This window comes from Pseudomonas aphyarum (assembly GCF_028657055.1).
Taxonomy (GTDB): domain Bacteria; phylum Pseudomonadota; class Gammaproteobacteria; order Pseudomonadales; family Pseudomonadaceae; genus Aquipseudomonas; species Aquipseudomonas aphyarum.
Genome location: NZ_JAMDGS010000014.1, coordinates 341,915 through 357,621, shown reverse-complemented (window position 1 = coordinate 357,621; position 15,707 = coordinate 341,915). Strand labels below are relative to the sequence as shown.

The window sequence follows — 15,707 nt, the reverse complement described above, 5'->3', positions numbered from 1 at the left end:
TGTGGGAGCGGGCTTGCCCGCGAATGCATTCTGTCAGTCACATATTCATCGACTGACCCACCGCTATCGCGGGCAAGCCCGCTCCCACAGGGTCTTGTGCAAGCTTTTAGAAATCCTTGCAGAGGCGCAGGGCGTCATAGATCGCAGCATGGGTATTACGCTGCGCCACGCAGTCACCGATGCGGAACAACAGGTAACCGTCGCCATTGCTGCTCAACGAAGGTTGCGGCTGGATCGCGAACAGCGCCTCGACGTCGATCTGGCCCTTGTTGCGCGAGCCGTCCTTGAGTGCGTAGTAGATTTCTTCGTCCGGGCGCACGCCGTTCTCGACGACCACCTGATCCACCACCCGCTCCTCTTTGGCGCCGGTGTATTCGTTCTCCAGCACGGCGACGAGCTTGTCGCCTTCGCGGTAGACCTTCTCCAGCATCATGTCGCCGGTCATGATCACTTCTTTCGGGTACATGCTGCGGTAGTAGGTCGGGAACGACGTACCGCCGATGGCCACGCCCGGCTTGATGTCGTCGGTGACGATCTCGACCTGGCTGCCCTTGTCGGCGAGGAAGTCGGCCACCGACATCCCGGTGAACTCGCAAATGGTGTCGTAGACCAGCACGTTCTTGCCCGGCGCAACCTTGCCGTCGAGCACGTCCCAACTGCTGACGACCAGCCCTTCAGCGGCGCCCCAGTGTTCGTTCTGTTCCAGGTACGGGTGACCGCCGACCGCCAGCACCACGATGTCCGGATGCAGGTCCATGATGGTGTCGGCATCGGCGGCAGTGCCCAGACGCAGGTCGACTTTCAGGCGTGCCAGTTCCAGCTGGAACCAGCGGGTGATACCGGCAATCTGGTCACGCTGCGGCGCTTTCGAGGCCGTAGTGATCTGGCCGCCGATGAATTCTTTCTTCTCGAACAGGGTCACGTCGTGGCCACGTTCGGCCGCCACACGGGCAGCTTCCATTCCCGCCGGGCCGGCACCGACGATCACCACCTTGCGTTTCGGTCCGGTGGATTTCTCGATGATGTGCGGCACGCCCATGTATTCACGGGAGGTCGCAGCGTTCTGAATGCACAGCACGTCCAGACCTTGGTACTGACGGTCGATGCAGTAGTTGGCGCCGACGCACTGCTTGATCTGGTCGATCTGGCCCATCTTGATCTTGGCGATAAGGTGCGGGTCGGCGATGTGGGCGCGGGTCATGCCGACCATGTCGACGTAACCGCCCTCCAGAATCCGCGTCGCCTGGTTCGGGTCCTTGATGTTCTGCGCGTGCAGCACCGGAACCTTGACCACTTCCTTGATCCCGGCCGCCAGGTGCAGGAACGGCTCCGGCGGATAACTCATGTTCGGAATCACGTTGGCCAGGGTGTTGTGGGTGTCGCAACCCGAGCCGACGACGCCGATGAAATCAAGCATGCCGGTGTCGTCGTAATACTTGGCGATCTGCTTCATGTCTTCGTGGGACAGACCGTCCGGGTGGAACTCGTCGCCGCAGATGCGCATGCCGACACAGAAATCGTCACCGACTTCGGCGCGCACGGCTTTCAGGACTTCCAGGCCGAACTTCATCCGGCCTTCAAAGGTACCGCCCCATTCGTCGGTCCGCTTGTTGACGCGCGGGCTCCAGAACTGGTCGATCATGTGCTGGTGCACGGCCGACAGTTCAACACCGTCCAGGCCACCGGCCTTGGCGCGGCGCGCGGCTTGCGCGTAGTTGCCGATCACCCGCCAGATTTCTTCCGGCTCAATCGTTTTACAGGTGGCGCGGTGCACCGGTTCACGGATGCCCGACGGCGACATCAGGGTCGGCCAGTGGAAACCGTCCCAACGGGAGCGACGGCCCATGTGGGTAATCTGGATCATGATCTTGGCGCCATGCTTGTGCATGGCGTCGGCGAGATTCTGAAAGTGCGGGATGATCCGGTCGGTGGACAGGTTCACCGAACTCCACCATTGCTGCGGGCTGTCGATCGCCACCACGGACGAACCGCCACAGATCGCCAGGCCGATGCCGCCCTTGGCTTTCTCTTCGTAATATTTGACGTAACGCTCAGTGGTCATGCCGCCGTCGGTCGCGTAGACCTCGGCGTGCGCAGTGCTGAGCACGCGGTTGCGGATGGTCAGTTTGCCAATTTGAATTGGCTGGAACATTGCTTCGAAAGCCATGGCGGGTTCCTCGACTTACAACGGCTTGACGGTGAACAGGCCGTCGTCGTGGCCTTCTTCGGAGCCACCGTAAACCTGCTCGGCCACGGTGCGGATCTTGCTGCCGCGAGCGGCGAGGATCTGGTCCATGGCACCGGCAAACCAGCCAGTGAACATGTAGTCGACCTTGCGCCCGACCTTGCCGTAGACGTAGACGAACGCCGAGTGTTCGAGCTTGACGCTGCAGGTGCCTTTATCGAGGTCGATGTCCTGGATCTTGAACAGGCCCCAGCCGCGCTGCGACAGGCGCTTCATGTAGTGCTCGAACACCGCGACGCCTTCCAGACCGTGGCACTCGGCTTCTTTTTCACACCAGTGCCAGGCGGATTTGTAGCCGGCCTTGTAGAGGATTTCGGCATAGGCATCGGCGCCCAGCACTTCCTCGATGCCCATGTGGTTGTTGACGAAGAAATGCCGCGGCACGTACAGCATTGGCAGGGCGTCGGAGGTCCAGACACCGGTCTCGCTGTCGACTTCGATTGGCAATTGCGGGGCGATCTTGGCCATGGAAACTTAACTCCAGAAAAATTTTGGTGTTGCCCCCGGCGCGGACGGCCGGGGGAAAGTATTCGGGAAGCGGCGGCTTACTCGCCCCAGACGTCTTTCAAGACGTTGACCCAGTTTTCGCCCATGATCTTGCGTACCACGCGCTCGGAGTGGCCGCGCTTGAGCAGGGTTTCGGTCAGGTTCGGGAACTCGCCGACGGTGCGGATGCCCAGCGGGTTGATGATCTTGCCGAAGTTGGTCAGACGGCGGGCGTAGCCCTTGTCGTGGGTCAGGTATTCGAAGAAGTCCTGACCGTGACCCTGGGTGAAGTCGGTGCCGATGCCGATGGCGTCTTCGCCGACCAGGTTCATGGTGTATTCGATGGCTTCGGCGTAGTCGTCGATGGTCGAATCGATGCCCTTGGCCAGGAACGGCGCGAACATGGTCACGCCGACGAAACCGCCGTGGTCAGCAATAAACTTGAGCTCTTCATCGGACTTGTTGCGCGGGTGCTCTTTCAGCCCCGACGGCAGGCAGTGGGAATAGCAGACCGGTTTTTTCGATTCGAGGATGACTTCTTCGGAAGTCTTGGAGCCGACGTGGGACAGGTCGCACATGACGCCGACGCGGTTCATCTCGGCGACGATTTCGCGACCGAAACCCGACAGGCCGCCGTCACGTTCGTAGCAACCGGTGCCCACCAGGTTCTGGGTGTTGTAGCACATCTGCACGATGCCGACGCCGAGCTGCTTGAACACCTCGACATAGCCGATCTGGTCTTCGAACGCATGGGCGTTCTGGAAGCCGAAGAGGATGCCGGTCTTGCCCTGCTCCTTGGCCTTGCGGATGTCGGCGGTGGTGCGGACGGGGATCACCAGGTCGCTGTTTTCGCGAATCAGTTTCTGGCTGGCGGCAATGTTGTTGACCGTGGCCTGAAAGCCCTCCCACACCGACACGGTGCAGTTGGCCGCCGTCAGACCGCCCTTGCGCATGTCTTCGAACAGCTCGCGGTTCCATTTGGCAATGATCAGACCGTCGATAACGATGCTGTCGGCGTGTAATTCGGCTGGGCTCATCAGGCGTCCCCTTATTGGCGATTCATGCGCCGAATCGTCTGCCGGCGCTTTGGGGCCAGCATATGCCTCGGTGCGCGACCAGCCGGGTGCAAAAACGACAGGGGAATTGCCGAAAGCGTCAATCCGCGACAAAGGGTCGCCAACCGGTCCGACCGGCCACCTGTTCAAGCCCGCGAGCTTGAGCCAGAATCTGCCGCATCCCGGAAACACCACTGGATTAGAGCGGCGACATCAATGAAATCGATCTTCCTGGCCCTGGCCCTGATTGCGACCGGCGTACACGCCGCCGAAGAGTCCGACAACAACCCGTGCGACGCGGTGGAAAACGACATCCAGACCCTGGAATGCTCGACCTACAGCCGCACCACCGCCGAGGACCTGCTCAAGGACAACTACGCCAGCCTCAATGAGCGCATGCAGACCACCTACGGCAAGAACCCGGCGCAACTGGCCGACATCACCGCCAAACTCAAGGCCGCCCAGCAACAATGGCTGAAAACCCGCGACGCGGACTGCGCCGTGGAAGCCTTCCCGGCGACGGACGGCAGCAAGGCGTTCAAGATTGCGCAGAATGACTGCGTGGCGCGGATGAGTGACGAGCGGTCGGAGTTTTTGGAGTCGATCGGGCAGGAGTGAGGGCTTGAGCTGTAAGCTGCACCTCTTCAGCCAATCAAGGGATTCACATGAACATCTGCGGTATCGAAATCAAAGGCAGTGAAGCGATCATCGCCGTGGCGTCCCTCGACGGTTCGGTGCTGAGCCATGTCGCGCTGAGCACCAAGAAAATCGCGCTGGACGATGACGACGAGGCGGCCAACGTGAGGCTGTTCGCCGCACAGGTGGCGTCGTTCGTGCGCGAGAACTCGATTGATCGCATCGCGATCAAGAAGCGCAGCAAGAAGGGCGAGTTTGCCGGTGGGCCGACCACGTTCAAGATCGAGGGCGTGTTTCAGTTGCTGGACGGTTGCGAGGTGACGCTGCTGTCGCCGCAGACGATCAATGCCCAGGCCAAGAAGCACAATTTCGAGCTGCCGGGCACGCTGAACAAGTATCAGCATGAAGCCTACAAGGCAGCGTGCTCGGCATTGGTGAAGAAGTAACTAGCGCGCTTTACGTGCGCTCAGCCAATCACCGAAGGACTTGTCCTCCAGCGCATAGCCTCCACGGCTCGACTTCCACACCAGCTCCTTGTCGCGCAGGGCATCGATGCAGGCCTGAATGGTCTGGGTGCCCGGCACCACGTCGCTGCCCAGGTTTTCCAACGCCTTGCTGACCGCCATGAGCGTGCTGTCGGTGAACGGTGCAAAAGGCTCGTTGTTTTGAGAGCGCTCCACCATCACTTCCAGCACGGCGCGCTGAGGGATGGTCAGTGCGTTCCAGGCGCTTTCGAACTCGCTCCACACGCCTGCGCGCAACAATTCGGCACGGCTTTGCAGCAGCTGCCCCAGATTGCTGGCTTCGCCCAGTTCCAGCGCGACTTCGCCGATGATGGTGCGCAACATTTCCGGGCGCCGCCCCACCAATTCAAAGGCGTCGTCGATATCGGCCGCACTGAACTGGTTGGTCTCGGCCAGATGGGCGTTGAGGTGCAAGGTGTACGCTTGAGTGAACTCTTTTCCCAACAATGGAAAGGGCGTGATGCTCGAGCCGAAGAACGGTTGGCTCTTGCCCAGCACCAGATGGGCGAGTTTGTCGCGATTGGAACCGGTGAACACCAGATGCAAACCGCTGCCCTCGCCTTCACGTCCCTGGTTGAGCTGATCCCGTGCAGCCTTCAGGGCAAACATTGCGTTGATGCCTGCGGCGGTGGTTAGCGCGTGCTGGGCCTCATCGATCACCAGCACTACTGGTTTCTCGGCGGCGCTGTGGAGCAACTCCAATGCTTGAGTCAGGGTCGCGCCCGCCGGCAGTTGCGGCTTGGTGAAATCCCAGGACAAGGTGCGCAGAAAGCTGAGCTTTTCGATGCCGATATTCTTTGCCAGTTTGCGGATGCCCTTTTCAAAGGGGACCAACGCGCCTGCAATGGCACTGGCGATCAAGTCCGCAGGGTCTTTTTCCTTGTCGGCCCACAGGTCGACGTAAACCGTCAGCCAGCCTCGGGCCTGGCATTCCGGGATCAGGTCCTCGCGCAGAAAGGTACTTTTGCCGGTGCGACGCGGCGCTGCCAGAAAAAGGCCGGAGGTGAAATCCTGCAGACCTGCACCCACCAGACCATCGGCAACGCTGCGGGCCAGAGCGGGGCGGCGGAAGACGAAGCCGTTGTTTCGGGACATGGTTTTACACTCAATTATTCAAACGACTGTAATTTATACCTGAAAGTATAATTAACTATAATCGTCCGTCAAACGGCCTCCCGTCGCCGATCCTCCCGTGGACACCGGGCAAACTTCGCCCGGTAGCTGCGGGTGAAATACGACGGTGATTCGAACCCGCAGGCGATGCTCACTTCGAGCACGCTCATGTCGGTCTGGCGCAACAGCTGCCGGGCCTTTTCCAGTCTCAAGCGCAGATAGAAATTGCTCGGCGTGTCGTTCAGGTGCAGGCGGAACAACCGCTCCAGTTGCCGCCGCGTCACCTTGATCGACTCCGCCAGTTCCAGGGTGGTCAGCGGCGGTTCGCTGTGCTGCTCCATCTCGCCAATCACATGCACCAGCTTCTTGTTGCTGATGCCGTAACGCGTGGCGACTTCCATGCGCTGGTGATCCTTGCGCGGACGAATCCGCCCCAATACAAACTGCTCGCTGACCTGGATCGCCAGTTGCGGGCCGTGGGCCTGGGCGATCAGGTCGAGCATCAGGTCGATGGAAGCGGTGCCGCCGGCAGACGTGATGCGCCGACGGTCGATCTCGAACAGCTCCTGGGTGACGCTGAGCTGTGGATAAGATTCCTTGAAGGCGTCGATGGCCTCCCAGTGCAGGGTCAGGCGATGACCCTCGAGCAGGCCCGCCTCCGCGAGGACGAAGCTACCGGTGTCGATGGCGCCGAGGGTCACGCCTTCGTTGTCCAGCCGTCGCAGCCAGTGCTCCAGCGCCGGGGTGGCGAACTTCAGCGGTTCAAAACCGGCGACCACCAGCAGCGTCGCCCCTTTCTTCAGCGGCTCCAGCGCCGCATCGGCGTTGACCGACATCCCGTTGCTCGCCAGCACCGCCCCGCCATCGGCGCTCAAGACGTGCCAGCGGTACAGCTCGCCGCGAAAGCGGTTGGCCACCCGCAGAGGTTCGATCGCAGAGATGAAACCGATGGCGGAAAAACCCGGCATCAACAGAAAGTAGAAATCCTGGGACATGGCGCGCACTCGATTCGCGGGTAGCGTGCAACGTTGATACGCCAGTTGTCGGCGGCATTCAAGAGCACAGGTCGCTGCAGTGCAAGAGCTGGTCGCCGCAGTGCGTTTTTACAGGGGCATTGCTGCGTAATTTGAGCATCACCGGCACGACAGATGCCGGGACCCACAATAACGACCTGCCGAGGAACCCGACATGAAACGACTGATCAGCAGCTGTGTTCTCGCACTCAGTGGTACCGCGTTTTTAAGCGCCAGTGTCATGGCGGCCGATTCCGCATCGTGTCAGAACGTGCGCATGGGCGTGGTGAACTGGACCGACGTGATCGCCACCAGTGCGATGGCCCAGGTTCTGCTCGACGGCCTCGGCTACAGCACCAAACAGACCAGCGCCTCTCAGCAAATCGTCTTCGCCGGGATCCGCGACCAGCGCCTGGATCTGTTCCTCGGCTACTGGAACCCGCTGATGACCCAGACCATCACCCCGTTCGTCGACGCCAACCAGGTCAAAGTCCTCCAGGCCCCGAGCCTCAAGGACGCCCGCGCCACCCTCGCCGTGCCGACCTACCTGGCGGACAAGGGTCTGAAAACCTTCGCCGATATCGCCAAGTTCGAGAAGGAACTGGGCGGCAAGATCTACGGCATCGAGCCAGGCTCGGGCGCCAACACCCAGATCAAGGCGATGATCGCCAAGAATCAGTTTGGCCTCGGCAAATTCCAGCTCGTCGAATCCAGCGAGGCCGGCATGCTCGCCGCCGTCGATCGCGCGGTGCGCCGCAAGGAAGCCGTGGTGTTCTTCGGCTGGGCGCCGCACCCGATGAACGTCAACGTGCAGATGACTTATCTGACCGGCAGCGACGACGCCCTCGGCCCGAACGAAGGCATGGCCACCGTGTGGACCGTCACCGCGCCGAAATACGCCGAACAATGCCCGAACGTCAGCCGCCTGCTGAGCAACCTGACGTTCACCGCCGAAGACGAGAGCCGAATGATGCAGCCGCTGCTCGATCACAAGGACGCTTTCGAATCGGCCAAGCAATGGCTCAAGGATCACCCGCAGGACAAACAGCGCTGGCTCGAAGGCGTGACCACCTTCGATGGCAAACCGGCGGCTGAAAACCTCCAGCTCACCAGCAAATAAACCGCAACGAACGAACCACTTCGCAGCCCGCCACGGGCTGCGAACAGACCCATCACGCCTGAAGGAAAACGCACCATGAACCACGACGTCATCATCACCTGCGCACTCACCGGTGCTGGCGACACGACCGCCAAGAGCCCTCACGTGCCGGTCACCCCGAAACAGATCGCCGCAGCTGCGGTGGAAGCGGCCAAGGCCGGCGCCACGGTCGTGCACTGCCACGTCCGTGACCCGCAGACCGGCAAGTTCAGCCGTGACGTGGCGCTGTACCGCGAAGTCATGGAGCGCATCCGCGAGGCCGACGTCGACATCATCGTCAACCTCACCGCCGGCATGGGTGGCGACCTGGAAATCGGCCCGGGAGAGAACCCGATGGAGTTCGGCCCGAACACCGATCTGGTCGGCCCGCTGACCCGTCTGGCCCACGTCGAGGAGCTGCTGCCGGAAATCTGCACGCTGGATTGCGGCACCCTGAACTTCGGCGACGGCGACACCATTTACGTCTCCACTCCGGCCCAGCTGCGGGCTGGCGCCAAGCGCATCACCGAGCTGGGCGTGAAGGCGGAGCTTGAGATTTTCGACACCGGTCACCTGTGGTTCGCCAAACAGATGATCAAGGAGGGCCTGCTCGACAATCCGCTGTTCCAGCTGTGCCTGGGCATCCCGTGGGGCGCGCCGGCCGACACCACCACCATGAAAGCCATGGTCGACAACCTGCCTGCCGATGCGGTGTGGGCGGGTTTCGGCATCGGCCGGATGCAAATGCCGATGGCGGCGCAAGCGGTGCTGCTCGGCGGCAACGTGCGGGTCGGTCTGGAAGACAACCTGTGGCTCGACAAAGGCGTGCTGGCGACCAACGGCCAACTGGTCGAACGCGCCACTGAAATCCTCAGCCGCCTCGGCGCCCGCGTGCTGACCCCGGCTGAAGGTCGCAAGAAAATGGGCCTGACCCAGCGCGGTTGAAATCACCCTATCCCCCGGTGGGCGGGCCATTGACGCCCACCGTTTTTTTGCCTCATTCCAGGAAGTGACCATGAGCTTTATCACCGAAATCAAAACCTTCGCAGCACTGGGCAGCGGCGTCATCGGCAGCGGCTGGGTCGCCCGCGCCCTCGCCCATGGCCTCGACGTGGTGGCCTGGGACCCGGCGCCGGGTGCCGAAGCGGCGCTGCGCAAACGCGTGGCCAACGCCTGGGGCGCGCTGGAGAAAAACGGTTTGGCGCCGGGCGCTTCGCAGGATCGCCTGCGTTTCGTGGCGACCATTGAAGAATGCGTGTGCGATGCGGACTTCATCCAGGAAAGCGCCCCGGAACGCCTCGAACTGAAACTGGAGCTACACAGCAAAATCAGTGCAGCGGCCAAGCCGAATGCATTGATCGGTTCCAGCACCTCGGGTCTGTTGCCGAGCGAGTTTTACGAGAGTTCGACCCACCCGGAACGCTGCGTGGTCGGTCACCCGTTCAACCCGGTTTACCTGCTGCCGCTGGTGGAAGTGGTCGGCGGCAAGAACACCGCGCCGGAAGCGGTTCAAGCGGCGATGAAAGTCTACGAATCCCTCGGCATGCGCCCGCTGCATGTGCGCAAGGAAGTGCCGGGTTTCATCGCCGACCGCCTGCTCGAAGCGCTGTGGCGCGAGGCGCTGCATCTGGTCAACGACGGCGTGGCGACCACCGGTGAAATCGACGATGCGATCCGCTTTGGCGCCGGTCTGCGCTGGTCGTTCATGGGCACGTTCTTGACCTACACCCTGGCCGGTGGCGATGCCGGTATGCGTCACTTCATGTCGCAGTTCGGCCCGGCGTTGCAGTTGCCGTGGACGTACCTGCCGGCACCGGAACTGACCGACAAGTTGATCGACGATGTGGTGGACGGCACCAGCGATCAACTGGGCCGCCACAGTATTTCGGCGCTGGAGCGCTATCGTGATGATTGCTTGCTGGCGGTGCTTGAGGCGGTGAAGACCACCAAAGAGAAGCACGGGATGAGTTTCAGCGAGTGATGTGTCTGGCTTGAAACCGCTGCCCTCACCCTAACCCTCTCCCAAGGGGAGAGGGGACTGACCGCGGTGAATGTACGAGCTACACCGACCTGAAAATCCCAAGTCGAACTCAGCTCTCGAAAAGCTTGAAGATCGGCTCCCTTTCCCCCTCTCCCTGAGGGAGAGGGCTGGGGTGAGGGGGTAGCTTTTGATCTTGAACACCAACTTCCAGCGGAACCCAATCATGCCCACCCTCACCACCTACCAAACCCGCATCATCCCCGACTGGGTCGACTACAACGGCCACCTGCGCGACGCCTTCTATCTGCTGATCTTCAGCTACGCCACCGACGCCCTGATGGATCGCCTCGGCATGGACAGCAACAATCGCGAAGCCAGCGGTCACTCGCTGTTCACCCTCGAACTGCACCTCAATTACCTGCACGAAGTGAAGCTCGACGCCGAAGTCGAAGTGCGCACGCAGATCATCGGCCACGACCAGAAACGCCTGCACCTCTATCACAGCCTGCATCTGGCTGGCGGTGACAAGGAGCTGGCCGGCAACGAACAGATGCTGTTGCACGTCGACCTCGCCGGGCCGCGCTCCGCACCGTTTACCCCTGACACCCTGAGCCGTCTGCAAGCCATCGTCGCCGAGCAGGCCGACCTGTCCGCGCCTGCCTACATCGGCCGGGTCATCGCCCTGCCACCAGCCCGGTAAATCCATCCATCGCAAGGAGCCGCCATGCACACCGCCGCTGCAGTTGCCGATTTCCGTACTTATCCGTTGATCAGCGCGCTGAACGGTGTGCAGAACCTGGCGGATCGCGTCCTGATTGAATGGGCCGACGGGCGTGTCAGCCCGTTCCACCACGTGTGGCTGCGCGACAACTGTCCGTGTCCGCACTGCGTCTACAGCGTCACCCGCGAGCAGGTGTTCGAGATCGTCGATGCGGCGCAGGATCTGTCGCCCTCCGCCGCGCACATCGACACCGATGGCTGCCTGCGCATCGACTGGCAGGACGGCCACCTCAGCCGCTTCGATGCGGGCTGGCTGCGGGCACACGCCTATGACGACGAGTCCCGCGCCGAACGCCTCGCCGCCAAACCTAAACCCTTCCTGTGGCGCAGCGATTTACAGTTGCCGGTGTTCGACTATGCAGCCCTGATGAACGACAACGCCGCGCTGCTGCAATGGTTGCTGGCGGTACGCGATATCGGCCTGACCCAGGTGCGCGGCGTACCCACCGAACCCGGCTCGCTGAAGCTGATCGCCCAGCGCATTTCGTTCATCCGCGAGAGCAACTTCGGCGTGCTGTTCAACGTGCAATCCAAGGCCGACGCCGACAGCAATGCCTACACCGCTTTCAACCTGCCGTTGCACACGGATCTGCCGACCCGAGAGCTGCAACCGGGGCTGCAATTTCTGCATTGTCTGGTGAACGACGCCGAAGGTGGCGAGAGCATTTTTGTCGACGGTTTTGCGATTGCCGAAGCGTTGCGTCAGGAAGATCCCGCGTCGTTTCAGGCGCTGTGCGAGATCCCGGTGGAGTTTCGCAACAAGGACCGCCACAGCGACTATCGCTGCCTCGCGCCGATCATCGCCCTGGATGCGTTGGGCCGGGTCGCGGAAGTTCGCATGGCCAACTTTCTGCGCGGCGCGTTCGACACGTCAGTGGAGCAAATGCCCCTGCTGTATCGCGCTTACCGGCGCTTCATCGCCATGACCCGCGAGCCACGTTTCCGGGTCATGCAACGACTCAACCCGGGCGAGCTGTGGTGCTTCGACAACCGCCGCACCCTGCACGCGCGCAACGCCTTCGACCCGGCCACCGGGGCCCGGCATTTTCAGGGCTGCTACATCGATCGGGATGAATTGTTGTCGCGGATTCTGGTGTTGCAGCGCTAGACCGCATCATCGTAATTCGCAGGCAAAAAAAGCCCCGATACAAGCCGTGACAGGATCGGGGCGAGGGTACTGTTGAGGAGCTGCCGTGGCGAGGGTGACCAAACCTTCGTGAAGCGAGCTGGGTCCAGTGTGCCCACTCCCCTTGCCGGCAAGTTAGCCGAAAACGACATGCTCATAGCCAATGTGGACACTGCGACAAATCGCCCTTGCCGTGCCTGGGCATGCCTACCAGAATCGAGCCACGACCTCCGTTGCCGAAGAAGGATTCGCGTCATGATGTATGCCGATTTGATCGATCAGGAAGACCTGTTGGGCCAGCTCAAGTCGTTGGGATTCGAAGTACCGTCGGGCTCCACTGCCCAGCAGGCCTGCGAGTGCGCGGTGCGGGGTCTGGACGATGTGCGGGCTAACACGCTGCGCACCATGGTCAAGCAGATGTACACCAGCAGCGCGAGCATTCAGCCGACCGTGCGCGAAGCCATCGACAAGCAGTTGCTGCCGGCACTGGCGCAGTATCAGCAAACCCGCGCCTGATACCTGACCAAAAAAAAGATCGCAGCCTGCGACAGTGCCTTTCCTGAAGGCGCTGTCGCAGGTTGCGATCTTTCGTTTTAGAGGCGCACGCTGGCGAAGGTGGATTCGTTGCGTGCCTGGCTCAACGCCGACATCGGCCCGGACAGCGGCGACATCACGATGGCCTGCGGCAGCGGCATCATCGCCACCTGTTGGGTGGTGTTGGAACCGACGCGCTCGTCACGCGGCGGAATGCCGAAGTATTCGCGGTAGCACTTGGAGAAGTGCGGCGTCGACACGAACCCGCAGACCGACGCCACTTCGATGATCGACATCGGCGTCTGCTTCAGCAGTTGTCGCGCGCGGATCAGGCGCAGCTTGAGGTAGTAGCGCGACGGCGAGCAGTGCAGGTATTTCTGGAACAGGCGCTCGAGCTGGCGACGGGACACGGCGACGTACACCGCCAGCTCGTCGAGGTCGATCGGCTCTTCCAGATTGGCTTCCATCAGCGCGACGATTTCCTGCAGTTTTGGCTGGTTGGTGCCGAGCATGTGCTTGAGCGGCACGCGCTGGTGATCCTGCTCGTTGCGGATGCGTTCATAGACGAACATCTCGGAGATCGCGGCGGACAGTTCACGCCCGTGATCACGGCTGATCAGGTGCAGCATCATGTCCAGCGGTGCGGTGCCGCCGGAGCTGGTGAAACGGTTGCGGTCGAGGGTGAACAGACGAGTGCTCATCGCAACGCGCGGGAAAGCTTCCTGCATCGCCGCCAGACATTCCCAGTGCACGCTGCAATCGAAGCCGTCGAGCAGGCCGGCGCAGGCCAGGGCCCAGCTGCCGGTGCACACGGCGCCGAGGCGACGGGACTGACGCGCCTGGCTTTGCAGCCACGAGACGTGTTCACGGGTAACGGTGCGTTGAATGCCGATCCCGCCGCACACGATGATGGTGTCGAGGGCCGGGGCTTTGTGCATGGAGGCGTCGGGGGTGATCTGCAGACCGTCACTGGCCCAGACCTGGCCGCCATCAACGGTGAGGGTGGTCCAGCGATACAGCTCGCGACCGGACAACTGGTTGGCCATGCGCAGCGGTTCGACTGCGGAAGCCAGGGAAATCAGCGTGAAATTGTCCAGCAGCAGAAAGCCGATGGATTGAGGCGCACGGTTCTGGGGTTGAGCCCCGGAGTTGAACGACGTCATCGCGGTATCTCCTCACACAAAGCGGGTGATGGCCTCAGGCGGAGGCTCTTGTTATTGCCATCGTTCTCTTGCGTGAGACGGGCTTTGTTATGACAGAGCAATTGCCATGCCTAAATTTGAATGGCTGTTCAATAACTCCTGAAAACGACGTCGCGACGCGTCTATACAAGCGCTCCGACGAAAGGTAATTCGAAGTGCCATCAGCGGCCGCGAATGCCCTGCTCCGAAGCGTGTGAGCAAATCGGTAGCACTTGTGGGAACTGGCCTGCGCGCGATTGTCCGACAGTGTCACCGCAGGCACGGGTGACGGACGGTAGCGCCTGCGAATCAGGCGCTGGAGGTGGGAAAGACTCTTATCTGATAGCGACGCGCCAAAAGGTGGCGCGTTTTATTGCCGATGCTCACTTGGTGCGCAGTTTTGACTGGTCCGAGGTTATCGTAGGAATCAGCACTCCACCGCGCTGACCGCCAACCCGCCCCGCGATGTCTCTTTATATTTGTCATGCATGTCGGCGCCGGTATCGCGCATGGTACGGATCACCCGGTCCAGCGAGATGAAGTGCTGACCGTCCCCACGCAAGGCCATCTGCGCCGCGTTAATCGCCTTCACCGCCGCAATCGCGTTGCGCTCGATGCACGGCACTTGCACCAGGCCACCCACCGGATCGCAGGTCAGACCGAGGTTGTGTTCCAGGCCGATTTCCGCCGCGTTGCACAATTGCTCGGGGCTTGCGCCAAGGATTTCCGCCAGCCCTGCCGCCGCCATTGCGCAGGCCGAGCCGACTTCACCCTGACAACCGACTTCGGCGCCGGAGATCGAAGCGTTCTTCTTGCACAGAATCCCCACCGCCGCCGCCCCGAGGAAGTAATCGACCACGTTGGCGTCCGTCACCGCCTCGCTGAATTTCATGAAGTAATGCAGCACCGCCGGAATGATTCCCGCCGCGCCATTGGTTGGCGCCGTGACCATGCGCCCGCCGGCGGCGTTTTCCTCATTCACCGCTAGGGCGAACAGGTTGACCCACTCCATGGCGCTGAGGGTCGAGCCGATCACATTGGGCTTGTTCAATTCCTGAAGACTGCGGTGCAACTTCGCCGCGCGGCGGCGCACGTTGAGGCCGCCGGGCAGGATGCCTTCGTGTTTGAGGCCCTGCTCGACGCAATCCTGCATCGCCCGCCAGAGTTTCATCAGGCCGGCGCGGATTTCTTCTTCGCTGCGCCAGACCTTCTCGTTGGCCATCATCAATTCGGCCACGCGCAGGTTGTGGGTCTTGCACAGCTCCAGCAGCTCCACCGCGCTGGAAAAGTCGTAAGGCAATTCGGTGCGGTCCAGGTCCACCACGCCGCTGGAGGCCTGCGCCTCGTCCACCACAAAACCGCCGCCGACCGAATAGTAGGTGTCGCGATGCAGCTCGCCGTGATCGCCTTCGGCAACCAGGGTCATGGCGTTGGGATGGAACGGCAGGTTCTCGTCGATCAGGCGCATGTCCCGCCCCCATATAAAGGGCACCGACAAACGACCGTCGAGCAACAGCGTGTGGGTTTCACGCAGGGCCTGGATCCGCGGGCCGATCTGCGACGGGTCGATCGCGTCCGGCCACTCGCCCATCAGGCCCATGATCACCGCGTTGTCGCTGCCGTGACCGACACCGGTGGCCGACAGCGAACCGAACAACTGCACCTCGATGCGACGCACCCGCTCCAGTAGGTGTTTGTCGCGCAACGACTCGACGAACAAGGCGGCGGCGCGCATGGGCCCGACGGTGTGGGAACTGGAAGGGCCAATGCCGATTTTGAACAGGTCGAAAACGCTGATAGCCATTGTTGCAGAGCTCCTGAGAGTGCCGGTCCGGGGCGTGAAGCGCCCGCTGGCGGAGCTGCTACGCTCAAGCTGCGATCCGCCGGAATGCCCG

General features: G+C 61.8%; 15 protein-coding genes. 8 read left to right on the top strand and 7 right to left on the bottom strand.

Annotated elements, in window-relative coordinates:
* Positions 1-106 precede the first annotated feature (106 nt).
* The 3 genes from dgcA to M5G18_RS22460 all read right to left on the bottom strand — a co-directional run bounded on the left by dgcA (position 107) and on the right by M5G18_RS22460 (position 3,768).
* A complete protein-coding gene (dgcA, locus tag M5G18_RS22470; protein ID WP_273896261.1) occupies positions 107-2,167 on the bottom strand; it encodes a dimethylglycine demethylation protein DgcA in 2,061 nt (686 codons plus the stop codon).
* Between the two features lie 15 nt (positions 2,168-2,182).
* Positions 2,183-2,713 (bottom strand): DUF5943 domain-containing protein, encoded by a 531-nt coding sequence (locus M5G18_RS22465; RefSeq protein ID WP_007959778.1) that lies wholly within the window; start codon positions 2,711-2,713, stop codon positions 2,183-2,185.
* Between the two features lie 77 nt (positions 2,714-2,790).
* On the bottom strand, positions 2,791-3,768 hold the full coding sequence (locus M5G18_RS22460; protein ID WP_039768004.1) for a dipeptidase: 978 nt from the start codon (positions 3,766-3,768) through the stop codon (positions 2,791-2,793).
* A gap of 234 nt (positions 3,769-4,002) precedes the next feature.
* Between M5G18_RS22460 and M5G18_RS22455 the strand changes: the two genes are divergently transcribed.
* Positions 4,003-4,404 carry a lysozyme inhibitor LprI family protein gene (locus M5G18_RS22455; RefSeq protein WP_007959774.1) on the top strand — a complete coding sequence of 134 codons (402 nt, stop codon included), beginning with the start codon at positions 4,003-4,005 and terminating at the stop codon, positions 4,402-4,404.
* A 47-nt stretch (positions 4,405-4,451) separates the two neighbouring features.
* Positions 4,452-4,868 (top strand): DUF3010 family protein, encoded by a 417-nt coding sequence (locus M5G18_RS22450; protein WP_273896257.1) that lies wholly within the window; start codon positions 4,452-4,454, stop codon positions 4,866-4,868.
* On the opposite strand, the gene M5G18_RS22445 is transcribed toward M5G18_RS22450, so the two are convergent.
* Entirely contained in the window at positions 4,869-6,041 is a 1,173-nt protein-coding gene (locus tag M5G18_RS22445) for an ATP-binding protein (protein WP_273896256.1), read from the bottom strand. It abuts the gene before it with no gap.
* Between the two features lie 68 nt (positions 6,042-6,109).
* On the bottom strand, positions 6,110-7,054 hold the full coding sequence (locus M5G18_RS22440) for a GlxA family transcriptional regulator (RefSeq protein ID WP_085608906.1): 945 nt from the start codon (positions 7,052-7,054) through the stop codon (positions 6,110-6,112).
* 193 nt (positions 7,055-7,247) lie between these two features.
* Between M5G18_RS22440 and choX the strand changes: the two genes are divergently transcribed.
* The 6 genes from choX (at position 7,248) to M5G18_RS22410 (ending at position 12,613) form a co-directional block, all read left to right on the top strand.
* Entirely contained in the window at positions 7,248-8,192 is a 945-nt protein-coding gene (gene choX, locus M5G18_RS22435; protein WP_169432236.1) for a choline ABC transporter substrate-binding protein, read from the top strand.
* A 75-nt stretch (positions 8,193-8,267) separates the two neighbouring features.
* Positions 8,268-9,155, top strand: coding sequence for a 3-dehydrocarnitine:acetyl-CoA trimethylamine transferase CdhC (gene cdhC, locus M5G18_RS22430; RefSeq protein WP_064380223.1), 888 nt, complete (start codon positions 8,268-8,270; stop codon positions 9,153-9,155).
* Positions 9,156-9,225: 70 nt separating this feature from the next.
* Positions 9,226-10,191, top strand: coding sequence for an L-carnitine dehydrogenase (locus M5G18_RS22425; RefSeq protein ID WP_273896251.1), 966 nt, complete (start codon positions 9,226-9,228; stop codon positions 10,189-10,191).
* A gap of 223 nt (positions 10,192-10,414) precedes the next feature.
* Positions 10,415-10,891 (top strand): thioesterase family protein, encoded by a 477-nt coding sequence (locus M5G18_RS22420; RefSeq protein ID WP_273896248.1) that lies wholly within the window; start codon positions 10,415-10,417, stop codon positions 10,889-10,891.
* A 24-nt stretch (positions 10,892-10,915) separates the two neighbouring features.
* Complete coding sequence (locus tag M5G18_RS22415) at positions 10,916-12,079, top strand: gamma-butyrobetaine dioxygenase (RefSeq protein ID WP_273896245.1); 1,164 nt, start codon at positions 10,916-10,918, stop codon at positions 12,077-12,079.
* Positions 12,080-12,352: 273 nt separating this feature from the next.
* Complete coding sequence (locus M5G18_RS22410; RefSeq protein WP_007959758.1) at positions 12,353-12,613, top strand: hypothetical protein; 261 nt, start codon at positions 12,353-12,355, stop codon at positions 12,611-12,613.
* A 77-nt stretch (positions 12,614-12,690) separates the two neighbouring features.
* Here the strand turns inward: M5G18_RS22410 and gbdR are convergent, their stop codons facing one another.
* Together gbdR and M5G18_RS22400 are read right to left on the bottom strand one after the other, a co-directional pair.
* Complete coding sequence (gene gbdR, locus M5G18_RS22405; RefSeq protein ID WP_007959756.1) at positions 12,691-13,794, bottom strand: choline metabolism transcriptional regulator GbdR; 1,104 nt, start codon at positions 13,792-13,794, stop codon at positions 12,691-12,693.
* A gap of 445 nt (positions 13,795-14,239) precedes the next feature.
* Positions 14,240-15,616: an L-serine ammonia-lyase gene (locus M5G18_RS22400; protein ID WP_273896240.1), complete on the bottom strand. Its 1,377-nt coding sequence runs from the start codon at positions 15,614-15,616 to the stop codon at positions 14,240-14,242.
* Positions 15,617-15,707 lie beyond the last annotated feature (91 nt).